19 protein-coding genes are annotated in these 12690 nt (G+C 72.0%); 2 read left to right on the top strand and 17 right to left on the bottom strand.

Annotation, left to right across the window (positions count from 1 at the left end):
• Positions 1 to 6: 6 nt before the first annotated feature.
• From AC0666_RS12100 to AC0666_RS12115, 4 genes are all read right to left on the bottom strand, one after another.
• A complete protein-coding gene (locus AC0666_RS12100) occupies positions 7 to 1647 on the bottom strand; it encodes a phospholipase D-like domain-containing protein (protein ID WP_468963861.1) in 1641 nt (546 codons plus the stop codon).
• 353 nt (positions 1648 to 2000) lie between these two features.
• Complete coding sequence (locus tag AC0666_RS12105) at positions 2001 to 2258, bottom strand: hypothetical protein (RefSeq protein ID WP_468578968.1); 258 nt, start codon at positions 2256 to 2258, stop codon at positions 2001 to 2003.
• Positions 2245 to 2532 carry a DUF6400 family protein gene (locus AC0666_RS12110; protein WP_468963862.1) on the bottom strand — a complete coding sequence of 96 codons (288 nt, stop codon included), beginning with the start codon at positions 2530 to 2532 and terminating at the stop codon, positions 2245 to 2247. The genes AC0666_RS12105 and AC0666_RS12110 overlap by 14 nt, the downstream gene beginning before the upstream one ends.
• A 52-nt stretch (positions 2533 to 2584) precedes the next feature.
• Positions 2585 to 3769, bottom strand: a complete 1185-nt coding sequence (locus AC0666_RS12115; RefSeq protein ID WP_478707561.1) for an MFS transporter — start codon at positions 3767 to 3769, stop codon at positions 2585 to 2587.
• A gap of 104 nt (positions 3770 to 3873) precedes the next feature.
• Here AC0666_RS12115 and AC0666_RS12120 point away from each other — a divergent pair, with 104 nt between their 5' ends.
• Entirely contained in the window at positions 3874 to 4872 is a 999-nt protein-coding gene (locus AC0666_RS12120) for an ArsR/SmtB family transcription factor (RefSeq protein WP_468963863.1), read from the top strand.
• A gap of 39 nt (positions 4873 to 4911) precedes the next feature.
• Here AC0666_RS12120 and AC0666_RS12125 read toward each other — a convergent pair whose 3' ends face one another.
• Positions 4912 to 5262, bottom strand: a complete 351-nt coding sequence (locus AC0666_RS12125; RefSeq protein ID WP_468963864.1) for a PRC-barrel domain containing protein — start codon at positions 5260 to 5262, stop codon at positions 4912 to 4914.
• A 202-nt stretch (positions 5263 to 5464) separates the two neighbouring features.
• Here AC0666_RS12125 and AC0666_RS12130 point away from each other — a divergent pair, with 202 nt between their 5' ends.
• On the top strand, positions 5465 to 6598 hold the full coding sequence (locus AC0666_RS12130; protein WP_478707540.1) for an NAD(P)-dependent oxidoreductase: 1134 nt from the start codon (positions 5465 to 5467) through the stop codon (positions 6596 to 6598).
• Here AC0666_RS12130 and AC0666_RS12135 read toward each other — a convergent pair.
• The 12 genes from AC0666_RS12135 to AC0666_RS12190 form a co-directional block, all read right to left on the bottom strand.
• Positions 6549 to 7559, bottom strand: coding sequence for a glutathione S-transferase family protein (locus AC0666_RS12135; protein WP_478707541.1), 1011 nt, complete (start codon positions 7557 to 7559; stop codon positions 6549 to 6551). The two genes, AC0666_RS12130 and AC0666_RS12135, sit on opposite strands and share 50 nt — an antisense overlap.
• Before the next feature lie 111 nt (positions 7560 to 7670).
• The gene (locus AC0666_RS12140; RefSeq protein WP_468963867.1) at positions 7671 to 8000 is read right to left on the bottom strand and encodes a hypothetical protein; all 330 of its coding nucleotides are present in this window, start codon (positions 7998 to 8000) and stop codon (positions 7671 to 7673) included.
• Between the two features lie 69 nt (positions 8001 to 8069).
• Complete coding sequence (locus AC0666_RS12145; protein ID WP_468578958.1) at positions 8070 to 8450, bottom strand: hypothetical protein; 381 nt, start codon at positions 8448 to 8450, stop codon at positions 8070 to 8072.
• 36 nt (positions 8451 to 8486) lie between these two features.
• A complete protein-coding gene (locus AC0666_RS12150) occupies positions 8487 to 8759 on the bottom strand; it encodes a gas vesicle protein K (protein WP_361715585.1) in 273 nt (90 codons plus the stop codon).
• Positions 8756 to 8941: a gas vesicle protein gene (locus tag AC0666_RS12155; RefSeq protein WP_356850046.1), complete on the bottom strand. Its 186-nt coding sequence runs from the start codon at positions 8939 to 8941 to the stop codon at positions 8756 to 8758. Before AC0666_RS12155 ends, AC0666_RS12150 begins: the two co-directional genes overlap by 4 nt.
• Positions 8938 to 9840: a GvpL/GvpF family gas vesicle protein gene (locus tag AC0666_RS12160; protein ID WP_468963869.1), complete on the bottom strand. Its 903-nt coding sequence runs from the start codon at positions 9838 to 9840 to the stop codon at positions 8938 to 8940. The genes AC0666_RS12155 and AC0666_RS12160 overlap by 4 nt, the downstream gene beginning before the upstream one ends.
• A complete protein-coding gene (locus tag AC0666_RS12165; RefSeq protein ID WP_468963870.1) occupies positions 9828 to 10154 on the bottom strand; it encodes a gas vesicle protein in 327 nt (108 codons plus the stop codon). Before AC0666_RS12165 ends, AC0666_RS12160 begins: the two co-directional genes overlap by 13 nt.
• Before the next feature lie 40 nt (positions 10155 to 10194).
• A complete protein-coding gene (locus AC0666_RS12170) occupies positions 10195 to 10431 on the bottom strand; it encodes a gas vesicle protein GvpG (protein WP_468963871.1) in 237 nt (78 codons plus the stop codon).
• Positions 10432 to 10438: 7 nt separating this feature from the next.
• Positions 10439 to 11158 carry a GvpL/GvpF family gas vesicle protein gene (locus AC0666_RS12175; protein ID WP_468963872.1) on the bottom strand — a complete coding sequence of 240 codons (720 nt, stop codon included), beginning with the start codon at positions 11156 to 11158 and terminating at the stop codon, positions 10439 to 10441.
• Positions 11155 to 11586, bottom strand: coding sequence for a gas vesicle structural protein GvpA (locus AC0666_RS12180; RefSeq protein ID WP_468578955.1), 432 nt, complete (start codon positions 11584 to 11586; stop codon positions 11155 to 11157). The genes AC0666_RS12175 and AC0666_RS12180 overlap by 4 nt, the downstream gene beginning before the upstream one ends.
• 36 nt (positions 11587 to 11622) lie before the next feature.
• Entirely contained in the window at positions 11623 to 11934 is a 312-nt protein-coding gene (gvpO, locus tag AC0666_RS12185; protein ID WP_468963873.1) for a gas vesicle protein GvpO, read from the bottom strand.
• 113 nt (positions 11935 to 12047) lie between these two features.
• Positions 12048 to 12665 carry a pyridoxamine 5'-phosphate oxidase family protein gene (locus AC0666_RS12190; protein ID WP_468963874.1) on the bottom strand — a complete coding sequence of 206 codons (618 nt, stop codon included), beginning with the start codon at positions 12663 to 12665 and terminating at the stop codon, positions 12048 to 12050.
• Positions 12666 to 12690 lie beyond the last annotated feature (25 nt).

Below are 12690 nucleotides of genomic sequence, written 5' to 3' on the forward strand. Positions count from 1 at the left end.
CGGGGATCAGCCCTGGCAGATCCCCTGCTCGTAGTCGACCGTGGCGGTCGCGCGGGAGTACTGCCACTGCGGGGCGAGCAGCTGGGCGTCGACCTGGCGGGCGGCGTCCGGGCTCTCCACGATGTAGCCGAAGTCCTGCAGCCACGCCGGGTAGAGGTTCTTGGACCCGATGTAGAAGGCCGAGCCGTCCACCGAGATCAGCTTGTGGTGCTGCGCGTACGGGTGGCCGTCGGCCCACCGCGGGCTCTGCGCGCTGCGGAAGGTGGCCAGCTGGAGGTTCGAGCACATCGCGGCCCTGGCCTTGCCCTGGTCCCCGGTGACCAGGGCGATCCGGTCGCGCAGCGTGTCACTGACCTCGGACAGCGACTTGATCTGCGAGTACCCTCCGCTGCCGACCGCGCCCCGGTTGGCCGGGTCGCTCACGACGATGCGGACCTTCACCCCGGCGGCCAGCTTGGCCGCGAGGGCGTCGTAGACGCGGATGTCGTAGCGCGGCAGCGGCGGGCAGGTCGCGTTGAGGTCCTGCTGGGAGATCTCGATGTGCCGGTTGGCGCTGGAGATCAGCGCCCGCAGGGCGCTCTCCTCCGGGTTGACGGTGTCGTAGTCGCGGTCCGCGTTGGTGTTGTCGTGCAGGCCCACCACGCACTTGGTGTCGGGAGCGCTCGGCAGGGTCGGCCGGAAGGAGGAGGCGGGGTCGCTGCGCCTGATGCCGACGCCGAGCCCGCCGACCGCGATGACCGGCACGCCGCCTGCTGCGGGGGCCACCGGGGGAGCGGCCGCTCCCGTCTCCTTCGCGAGCGACGGCATGCACGCGGCGCCGTTGGAGGCGGCGAACCAGACACTGGCGATGTTGCTCTTGTTCTGGCAGGTCCAGGACCACAGCTCGTCCAGGTAGCGGCCGGCGGAGGCGGCCCCCGGGCCCTCCAGTGCGAGGTCGACGTCGGCGACCGGGTGCGCGGTCTCCAGGTAGTCGTCCTTCCAGCTGTTGATCCCGCCGGTGATCGCGGACTGACCGTCGACCACGAGGATCTTGGAGTGGTTCCAGGAGAACGCGGTCTTCGACGTGGTCATCGAAGCGACGTTGAGGTCGATGTTCCGGGCGTCTTCGCCGAGCTTGGCCACGAGCTCGTCCCGGTACTTCGAGGGCACCACGTTCAGGTGGTAGACCGGCGCGGCCCCCACCAGCACGCGCACCCTGAGCCGGTTGCCGTTCGCGCCCTGGGCCGCGGCCTTGAGGCCCGCGACGAGGGCGTCCTGGAAGGCTCCGTTCGGGAACGGGGCGAGGGTCGACATGTCGACCGTGTGCCTCGCCTGCGCGACGGTCTCGGTGATCTTCGAGAGCAGCTGCTGCGACCCCGGCCGGGCGGCGCAGGTGTCATCGCCCCAGCAGCCCGGCGTCTGCAGCAGCCAGTCGCCGCCGCCGGGGGTCGAGGCGCCCAGGACGTTGCCGTCGGTGCGCTCCCACACCTGGCCCTGCAGGCCGGGGGAGACCTGGCGCAGCGTCTGTTCGACGGCATCGAGGTGGGGCGCCGGCGTGCGCCCGGTGTCGGCCGCGGCCGGAAGGGCGGGCAGCAGCGCCAGCACCGCCGCCGAGACGGCGGCGCGGGTGAGCAGGGCGGAGGGGCGGTACACGGAAAGGCGGTGCAATGTGACTTCCTTGAACGAGGGATCGCCGCCGCCACGACAGGGCGACCGGCAAGATCAACTCGCGGAAGTTACCACCGGGTCACAAGAAGCGGGGAATCGCCCGCGCGCATTTCAGCCACCGCATCCGACCGCGAACTCCCGGCCCCGCATGCGATGTGGCGGAGCGTCAGCGGAGGGCCGGCGCGACGGGATCGTCGCAGTCCGAGGGTGATCGCCACCAGGTTCCCTCGCAGGGACACGGCCGCTCCTCGGGGCCGGGCTCCGGCATGTACGGCGGCGTCTTGGAGAGCGCGCACGGGAGAGCGCAGGCCGCGCACGAGCGGCAGCCGGGACCCGGGCCGCGGGGGAGTGGGTCAGTGCCGCGACAGGCCGCTGGTGATGCGGCTCCACACGGACCGGGTCGCGCCGAAGCCGCTCTCGTGGGCCCAGACGTGCGTGCAGGACGGGCACTGCAGGTGCAGCAGGCTGCCGGTGTTCGTCAGCAGGTAGCGCCAGTGCACGGAGCACGTCCGCCGGTCGGCGCACGGCTCGCAGTCCCGGGCGTCGTCGCAGTTGGGGCAGGCGACCCAGGCGCGGCGGCCGGGGTCGGCCTGCGGGTCACGCGGCAGCACGCCCGCCGCCCTCGCGTCGGGGGAGGACACCGGCCGCGACCAGCTCCTCGTACACGCGCTGCTGCTCGGCGTCGAGACCGGAGTACAGCAGGTCGTACGCCTCATCCTCGCCCCGCATCACCTCGACCGGATCCCAGTCCGGCCCGAGGGCGGCGAGGACCTGGGCGCGCCGCAGCATCTCGTGGGCGCTGAAGTCCAGGTCGAAACCGACCAGCGCACGGCTGTCGGGCGTCCCGTCGGGGCCGTCGGGGTGGGGTTCGCGGTGGGGGGCCATAAAGCGAACTTAGGTAAGCCTTCTTTCCCCGGTCAAGGCCGAGTGAGTGGAGTCACAGGGGGCCGGGGCCGTCGCCTCGCGCGGTCAGGTGACGGGCCAGGGCGACCGCCGCGAGCAGCGCGATCAGGGCGCAGACCGCAGGCCACCCGAAGGCGGCATGGGCCCGTACGCCGAGCCAGGAGCCCACGGTGCCGCCCGTGTAGGCGCAGGTCATGTAGGCGGTGTTGAGCCGGCTGCGGGCGTCCGGGCGCAGGGCGTACATCCGCGAGGTGTTGGCGAGCATGCCGGACTGCATCGAGATGTCCAGCAGCAGCGTCCCCGCGGCGAGCGCGGCCAGGCCGGCCGTGCCGCCCAGGCCACCCACCGCGAGGACCGCGGCCGACAGCAGGACCCCGAGCAGGGAGACCCGGTTCACGGGGTCGGGTCCGTGGCGGTCCACCAGCCGTCCGGCGAACGGGGTCCACAGCATGGTGACGCCGCCGACCAGGGCGAGCAGGCCGATGGCCTGGGCCCCCAGGCCGTAGACCGGGCCGGTCAGCAGCAGGGCCAGGCCGGTCCAGGTGGCCGAGAAGCCTCCGAAGACGCAGGCCTGGTAGAGGCAGGAGCGGCGCAGCTCCGGCTCGGTGCGCAGCAGGCGCAGCGGTTCGGCCAGGAACGAGGCGTACGGCCGGCGGGCTGCCGAACCGGGCGGGGTCGTGGCCGGAACCGCGAACACCATCACGGCGGCAAGGATCAAGGTCACCACCGCGGCCACCAGATAGGGCGCCCGCCAGCCCAGCCACTCGCCGAGCGTCCCGCTGAACGTACGGGCCAGCAGCATGCCCCCGGTCGACCCGCTCAGCAGGGTCCCGAGCACCGCGCCCCGGCGGTCGGGCGCCACCAGGCCGGCCGCCAGCGGGCCGATGATCTGCGCGGCCACCGTGGTCAGCCCGACCAGGGCACTCGCGGCGACCAGCGGCGGCAGCGCCGGGGCGCAGCCCGCGCCGAGCAGGGCCACACCGGTCAGCGAGAGCAGCACGACCAGCAGCGAGCGGTGCCGCAGCCGGTCGCCGAGCGGTACGAGGAGGACCATCCCGGCGGTGTAGCCCAACTGGGTTGCGGTCACCACCAGGGTCGCGTCCTCGGCCGGGACGTCCAGCCCGGCGGCGATCAGCGGGGCGATGGCCTGCGGGAAGTAGAGGTTCCCCACGGCCACGGCACAGGTCACGGACAGGATCAGCACCAGGCGGCGGCTCATGCGGACGTCGCGCGGGCCCGGACCGGGAGCGAGGGTGGGGAAGGTCATGCCCTCAAGTCCACGGCACGGGCGTCGATCTGCACATCGATGTAGCGTACGGCTTAATGATCAGCTTCGAGCTCGGCGTCGAAGACCTCGCCGACACCCGGTTCGCCGTCTCACCGCTGAGCGAGACGGTGCTGAGCCTGCGGGTGCTGCACGACCCGGGCCTCTCCACCCTCCACCTGCCGTGGCGCAGGTCCGTCCTCGGTGCGCTCGACGGGCTGGACACGGGCCTGCTGATGTCCCTGGTGGCCGCGCGGCTCACCCTCCCCGACTTCCTGACCCCCCGACCCGCGGGTTTCGCCCCCTCCTTCGAGGACGAACTCGCCGCCGTCCGCCGTACCCCGCCCGCACGGGTGCGGCGCGATCTGCTGGCCGCACACGCGCCGGACCGGCTGCCCGCACCCCTGGAGGCCGCCACCGCCGACGACGGGGCCGTCACCGTCCTCCGGGACACCATCTGCACCCTCCTGCACCGCTACTGGGAGATCGCGGTCGAACCGCTGTGGCCGCAGCTGAGGCTCGTGGTCGAAGCCGACATGACCTACCGCGCACGACGGCTGGCCATGGGGGGCGCCCGGCTGCTGTTCGCCGACATGCACCCCAGCCTGCGCTGGCACGACGGTGTCCTGCACATCGACAGGATGCTCGCCAGGCACCGGGTCAGGGCATCCGGCCGCGGACTCCTCCTGGTGCCGTCGGTCTTCGCCCACAAGCCCGCGCCGCCGGTCAGCCCGGAGGAACCGCCCTCGCTGATCTACCCCAGCCGCGGGGTGGCGACGCTGTGGGCTCCGGTCCCCGCCCCACCCCGCTCGGGCCCGGCGGCCGGCTCCGCCCTCGTACCGCTCCTCGGCGCGCCCCGGGCCCGGCTGCTCGGCCTGCTGGCGGAGCCGCTGGCCACGGTCGAGCTCGCCCGCCGCCTGCGGGTCACCCCGAGCGCGGTCTCCCAGCACCTGCGGGTGCTGTATGCCGCCGGACTGGTCACCCGCGCCCGCCAGGGCCGCCAGGTCCTGTACCGGCGCAGCCCCCTCGGAGACCGACTCGCTGCCGGACGCCCGTAGGGCGGAGGCGCCGTACGCGGGGTTCGGCCGTGCGCAGCTTCAGCCGAGGAAGTTGCCGTAGTACCCGCCGACGCGGCTGTAGTAGTCGGTGTCCCCGAGGTGCTGCTCGCCCTCGAATTCGGGAGCTGCCTTGATCTGGTCCTTCGTCCGGTCGACGTGGATCGTCTCCTTCTCCGTGTCGACATGGATGACCGTGCCCGCCGGGAGCAGGACTTCCCGCCCGAAGATCCACGGACCTGTGTCCACGACGATGTACGAGGATCCGACCTCGTCGGAGTGCTTGCTGACCTTGCCGATGCCGCCGTCCGCTGCCTCGACCTTGTAGCCCGTCAGGTCGAGGGCCTGCAGACGGCCCGCGCTCTCGCGGTATCCCCACACGTTCACGTTCACGAGGAGTTCCTCTCTTCCGCTCTCGAAGGCTCCCGCCCCGGACCGCCCGGATCCGGGACCGCCTGACCGCCCGTGTGCCCCGCCGACCGCTCCCGACACACACCTCCGCGAAGTTGCAGGTCAGCGGCTTCGGGCGAGATGATCCAGGACACCGCCACTGCTCGGTCCCTGAGGCGGGGGGACGCAGGGGGAGCGGGGATTCGTGGGTCGGGTACAGCTGCACCGTCCGTCTACCCGCACCCCGGCGCGGGTCCTCGTCGTGGACGCCGGCCCCGGTGAGACGGCTCTGGCCGAGCTCGCCGCGTTCGCAAAGCTGGGGCTCACACCGACCGTGAACGTCCGGCGCATAGGCGACACCGACCTCAGAGCCCGCATCGAGGCCGGGTGGGACACCGTCGACTTCGACGGATTCTCGGAGGAAGAGCTGGCCGGGCGGCTTGAGGACGGAGGCCGGGGCTACGACGCCCTCAAGTGCCGCGCCGGCATTCCGCTCACCGAGGCGGTGCTTGAGCGGGCGACGGCGGACACCCTGAGGCGACGCCTGGTCCTGGTGGGAAGAGCGGCCTCGGGATCCGACACGTTCGACCACGCGGCGGCGCAGCGGCTGGGTGTGGCCATCCGGACCACGCCGGGAGCGAACGCGGGCGCGGTGGCCGAACTGACCGTGGCGCTCATGCTCGACGCCCTGCGCGGGATCTCCTGGCGCGCGAACGCCCTGCGCGACGGCTCCTGGAGCGAGGCGGTCACGGCACTGCCCACCGGAAGCCTTGCCGGCGCGCGGGTCGGGCTGGTGGGTTCGGGGGCCATCGCCCGGCGCGTGGCCGAACTGGTACGGGCTTTCGGCGCCGAGGTCCGGGTCTGCGGTTCGCCGCGGTTCACCGCGGAACGGGCGGCCGGCTGGCCCGGACGGCGGGTGGATTCCCTCGATGAGCTGTTGGGTACCTGTGACGTCGTCTCCGTGCATGTGCCTGCGACGCCGGAGACCGAGGGTCTCATCGGTGCGCGGGAGCTGCGGCTGATGCGGCCCGGCTCGGTCCTGGTCAACACGGCCCGGGCGAGCGTGGTGAGCGAAAGGGCCCTGGACCTGGCCCTGCGCGATCCCCGGTCCGGGCCCGCGCGGGCCGCCGTGGACACCTTCGAGGTGGAGGGCGCCGGCTTCGCCTCGGTGCTCGCGGACAATCCGCACTGCGTGCTGTCACCCCACGCCGCCGGCATGACCCGGTCCGCGATGCAGGAGGCTTCGCGGCGGCTCCTGGCCGAGTTCGAGCGCTTCCTGTCCGCCGGGTTCACGGGGTCAGCGGCGTGTGGTGGGCCGGGACGGCCTCCTCGCGGCTGACGGGCTGGGGCGGGCTGCCCTCACCGAAGGGGCGCCCGCCCAGGGCTGCCCGGCCGTGCGGTTCGAGCCAGCCCGACAGGTCCGGGCCGACCGGAACGATCCCGGTCGGGTTGATGTCCTCGTGCACGAGGTAGTAGTGCCGCTTGATGTGGTCGAAGTCGACCGTGTCGCCGAAGCCGGGCGTCTGGAACAGGTCCCGCGCGTACGCCCACAGCACCGGCATCTCCGCGAGCTTCTGCCGGTTGCACTTGAAGTGCCCGTGGTAGACGGCATCGAAGCGCACGAGCGTGGTGAACAGCCGGACGTCCGCTTCGGTGACCGCGTCCCCGACGAGGTAGCGGGACCGCTCAAGCCGTTCGGAGAGCCAGTCAAGCCGGGCGAACAGACGCCCGTACGCCTCGCGGTACGACTCCTGCGACCCCGCGAACCCGGCCCGGTAGACGCCGTTGTTCACGTCCTTGTAGACCACCTCGTTCACCGCGTCGATCTCCGACCGCAGCGCGGGCGGGTACAGCTCCGGCGCCCCGTCGCGGTGGTACGGCGCCCACTCCAGCGACATGTCGATCGTGATCTGCGGGAAGTCGTTGGTCACCACCTTGCCGGTCGGCACGTCCACGATCGCCGGCACGGTGATCCCCCGGTCGTAGCCGGGTTCCCGGGCGAAGTACGCCTCCTGCAGCCGCTCGATGCCCAGCACCGGGTCGCGGCCGCCCGGATCGAGGTCGAACGTCCAGCTGCGCTTGTCGTGCGTCGGTCCGGCGACGGCCATGGGCAGTGCCTTCTCCAGCCCGAGCAGCCGCCGTACGATCACCGCCCGGCTGGCCCAGGGGCAGGCGCGGCTCACCACCAGACGGTAGCGGCCGGGCTCCACGGGGAAGCCGTCGCGCCCGTCAGCGGTGATCCGGGTGGTGAGGTACCGGCTGTCGCGGGAGTACTCCTCGCCGGGGTGCACGTAGCTCATCTCAAGCCCCTACCCGGAATCCGCAGTGGCGAACTCCTTAAAGCAGGACAAATCGCTCCGGCGATGCGCCCGCCGGCGGCGCGCTGAGCCCCTGTGCGGCTGCACAGGGGCTCAGCGGCGCCGACGGGCACCGGAGTCGTGGCCGAACACCGCCGAGGCGGCGCTCACCGCACCGATCCACGCCATCACCGCTGCCACGGCGACGGGCGTCGACCCGCCGAGCGCGCTCGTGACGAGGACCGCGAGCGCCGCCCCCAGAAGGAGGGCGGCCACGGCCCGCTTCATCGGGGCGGCGGGCACGGGGCCGGCCTGTGTGCCCGGCACGGGCCGCCGGGCACCCGGCACCAGCCGGCCGGTGCGCGGCGGCTGCGCCGTGAGCTGCCATTCCAGCCGGTTCCATGCTGCGGCCTCACGTGCCGACAGTCTGCCCCGTGCGGCCATGTCGCCTCCAAGTGGCGGTACGGCCCTCTCGGGCCTGGCGTGACTCCGATGCGCCGGCGCCGGGCCGGGTCAGAGACGGCCGCCCGTCAGCCGGGAGAGGGGGCCGCGGCGCCGCAAACCCGCCCGTCGGCCGACGGCGTACGAGGCGGCGACGAGGGTGGCCGTGCCCGTGGCGGCACCGGCGGCCACGGCCTTGCGGGCGCGGACGGCGCTCCACAGCAGTCCGGCGCGGTCGACGCCGCCCCGCAGCGCCTGGGCTGCGACACGGGTCTTCTCCGCGAGAGGGGCGGGCAGCACCGTCAGTGTGCCGGTCGCTTCGTCCTTGGCGTCGGAGGCGGTCTTCGCGCCGGCCTGTGCGGCCTGTGTGGCGCGCTGCCTGGTGGTGGCCCCGTTCGAGCGGGAACTGCTGGAAGAGGCCTTGGAGTTGGTGGACTTCTCGGATGCAGTCATGTTCCGCGTCTGGCCGCATCTGCTCTCGCTAAACCTTTACAGAAGCCTGCCGAGCGGCCCGAGATCGAGGTTGAGGTCCTCGGGGGTGAGGCCGAACCGGCTGCGCAGCAGCCCCATGCGGTCCTCAAGCAGCATGAGGGTCAGGCCGAGCCGCTCCTCCTGCTCCTCGCTGAGGTCGCCGCATTCCACGCGGCGCAGGGCCTGGCGTTCCATCAGCTGCCGTAGCAGCTCGACGACGGTCAGGACCAGACGGGCCAGGTCGCGTTCCACGGTGTCGGGGTCGAGTTCGACCCGCTGGGGCCGGCTCATGGGGCCACCTGCTTCCAGGGGGACGGTACGGCGTCGTTGACGGAACTGATGAGGGCTTTGAGGTCGATGCGTACGAGATCCACGTCCGCGATGCGCAGGGTGATGTCGCCGGCCAGGACGACGCCTCCCGCCAGCAGCCGGTCGAGCAGGTCGACCAGGGCGAGCTCCTGCTGCCCCGTCATGAGACGGCCCCGCCCTGGCCGCCCGCGGTGAAGGAATAGGGCACCCACGGGCCGGTGACCTCCAGACGCAGCCCGCGGGGCAGCATCTGCGCGGAGGGGACGGCTTCGGAGAAACTCCGGCGGGCGTGCACGGGGACGAGGTACGCGGCGTTGAGGACGTTGCGTCCGGGCGCACCGGACAACTGGGGCTGCTGGGGTGGATGCAGCACCGCTGCCGAGGCGTGCGCGGAGAGCACCCGGTGGATGCTCTCGCAGGTGCGGGCGGCTTCCTCCTCGGCGGTTTCCCGGGCGCGGCGGTCCTTGAGCCGCCGGCGCAGGTAGTCGCGCCCGGCCGATCCGTCACCGGATCCGTCCGGCGGCCGGCCCGGGGCCGGCGCCGGGGCGGGCCCCGGCGCCGGCGGGGAGGAGGAGGCGTCGGCGTAGACCTTGACCCCCCACTCCTGCGCACCGGCGATGCGCTCCATCGTGGCGGTGATCTGCTGGTGCGCCTCGTCCAGCAGGCGGCGTACGCTCTCCTCGCCGCGGCAGAGGGTGGCCAGCTGCAGTGGCACGGTCGTGGTGCGTTCGCCGACGGCGGCGACCACGCTGTGGTGGGCGCGCGCCAGGGCGGACAGCCGGTCGAGGTCCTCCAGCTGTGCGCGCAGGGGTTCCTCGTCGAAGCGAACCGCCTCGACGGGCTCGACGACGGCCGCGAGCCGCGCGTGCTCCACCAGCCGCAGGCCGCCCCCCAGGGGCGCCGGCAGGTCCGGAAGGGCTTCGCGGGCGGACGCCTCGACGACCGTGTACACGTACAGCAGGGTGTCCTCGCGGTCGCGGCCGGGGTCGAGGCTGCGGTCGTGGTCGTCGTGGTCGTCGTGGTCGTCGTGGTCGTGGTGGTCGGGGTGGTTCATGTCTGCCATGTCTGCTCCGGCCTGGATTCCAACTCCGCTATGCGGCGGCGCAGTTGTTCGTTCTCCTTGCCGAGTTCGGTGGACCGGGCCGAGGAGGACAGGGCGGGGTCCTGTTCCCACCAGTCGATACCCATCTCCTTGGCCCGGTCCACCGAGGCCACCACCAGCCGGAGCTTGATCGTCAGCAGTTCGATGTCGAGCAGGTTGATGCGGATGTCGCCGGCGATCACCACGCCCTTGTCCAGGACGCGTTCGAGGATGTCGGCGAGATTTGCACTACTGCCGTCGTCGTAGGGCCGTGACAGGCCGGAGGGCATGGTCATGACCGCCCTCGACCTTCGGCTCCGGTGGCCGTCGGGTTGGTCATTGCGGTCGCACCCTGCTTTCCAGTCGGTCCAGGAGCTCGTCCTCCCGGCGGTCGAACTCGGCCTCGTCCATCTCGCCCGCCTCGAACGCGGCGACCAGTTGCGCCAACTCCTTCTGGATGACGGACGGGTCGTAGTACTGCCGTTCCGCTTCGGCCACCACCTGCCGCAGCACCCATGCGGTGCCGCGCACCGGAGCGGCCGGCAGCAGCAGTACCTCCGTCAGCAGCCCCATCGCGCGCTCAGCCCGCGTCGGCGAAGCTGTACGCCGGCAGCGGCCCGGTGATCTGGACGTGCAGGTGCTCGTGCTGCTCGGCCAGGGCGCGGACCGCCTCAAGGAACTTCTCCCGCTGCTCCCGTTCGACCAGGAACGACAGGTTCGCCAGCCGGCCACTGTTTTCCGGGCCGTGCCGCAGCGCCGCCGCCAGCGGGGTGAGGGTGGACTCGATCAGCCGTGCGTCCGCCGCCTCGCGTTCCTTGACCGCCCGGGCCATCAGCTCGCCGAACTCCAGGCGCTGGTCGTAACTGCCGCCACCCGCAGCCCGGTTGGCCTCAAGGCGGGCCGCCAGTTCGGGATGTGAGGACAGCACCTGGTAGAGCACCGCCTGCTCGTCGTGGTCGGCCTTCACGTTGTACTCGTCTTTGCCCTCCAGGGCGTCGAGCCGCTCCAGGTAGCTGTTCTCGTGCTCGTCGAGGATGGCGGCCACCGTCGCGTCGTCGGGGGAGACCCCGCCGAACCGCAGCGGCAGCACCGGTCCGCCGGATCCGGCCTGGATGACCACGCGCTGATGGGCCAGCAGGTCGCGCCGCTTGGCCTTCAGTTCGCTCGGCGCATCGCTGACCAGTGCCAGCAGGCGTCCGCTGCGCACCGTCCGGACCGGCAGGGCCGGCTCGCCTATGCCTTCCAGGGGCTCGGGCAGCCGCTGGGAGGCGCGGGTGATTCCGTACACGTAGGTGCTCATTCCTTCTCCTCCCGTCGGGTGGTGGTCCGCCGGCGCGGCCGGCTCTCGCTCTTCTCCTCCTTCTCCTCGCCGTCATCCCGGTGGAAGATGTCGGAGACGGCCTGTGCGGCGCCGCTGAGCGCGCCCTTGGACTTGCCGCGGGCCCCGGACTCGGTGATCTCCCCCACCAGGTCCGGAAGTCCGGGGCTCTTGCGCGGACCGGCCTCCAGGTCCAGGCGGTTGCAGGCTTCGGCGAACTTCAGATAGGTGTCCACGCTGGCCACGACGACCCGTATGTCGATCTTCAGGATCTCGATGCCGACCAGTGAGACCCGCACGAACGCGTCGATGACCAGACCGCGGTCGAGTACGAGTTCCAGGACGTCGTAGAGCCCGCTGGAGCCGCCTCCCGAGGAGGCCGGTGCGGACTGGGCAGGGACGACGGTCATTGTTCTGGTTCCCTCTCGTGTAGGGGGCGGAGCGGGTCACCTTCGGTCCGCGCGGCCCCGTTCGTAGCGGCGGGTGCGGCGGTAGCCGAGCAATGCGCCCTCTGCGTCGAGTTCGACGTCGTACGAGGCCAGCAGACTCGTCGTGTCCGGGATCCGGGAGAGTTCGAGAACCTCTACCGAGAGCTGCCAGGCGCCGTCCTCGGCGCGCCGGCAGGAGCTCACGGACTCAATGGGCAGCCGCAGCAGTTCCGACAGTTGGTCCGTCGCCGCACGGATGACGTGGGCGGCCGACAGCGGCTGCTCCTTCTCCGCCTCTTTCGGTGTGCCGTTGTGAGATGTGTCAGTCATGACTTCCTCCTGCTGCGTATGGCCGGTCGCCCCAACTCCAAACCCCGCCGGGCAAAACGGAGGGGCCATGCCTGCTGACGCGGCACGGCCCCCCGGCAAGGAGCGGGACCTTGTTACGGCACGCTCGGGCAGTGCGCTGCGCGCGGCTGGGTGAAGTAGTGGGCGTCCTTGGGGCGGGACGCGTCGTGGCTGCCGGGGCGCGGAGCCGGCTCCATGTGGGGTATGTACTTGGAGCAGTGGATGTAGGCCTCCTCGACGGTGAGGTGGACCCACAGGTGCGGACTGCGGCCGGGCGCGGCGTCACGGGGCAGGTCGGGGTGGAGCAGGCGCAGGTCCGCGTCGTGGTAGAGGCGGGCCACGCCGTTGACGTGGAGTCCCACGTGGTGGTGGGTGAAGTCCACGAAGAGCATGCCCAGATGCGGGTTCTCCAGCATGTTGCCGGCGCTCGCGAGCACGCCGTTCCCGCGGAACTCGGGGTAGGCGAGGGTCCGGTCGTCGATCACGTGGACGAACCCTGGCGCCCCTGCCCGGAAACTCGCGTCGCATTCCCCGTGGGAGTCGGCGGTGGCCAGGAAGACCATGGCCTGGCGGCCGATGAACTCACGCATCTCCGGCGTGAGGTGGGGGCGTACCTGCTGGTCGTAGAAGCGTGCGGCGCGGTCGGCGGTTCCCAGGTGCTGCTGCAGCTGGTGTTCACCCGCTGATCCGAAGGACGGCGGCGGCAAGGTCACGGGGGGTTCTCCTGGGAGGGCGGAT

This window comes from Streptomyces sp. NPDC043680, assembly GCF_056436685.1.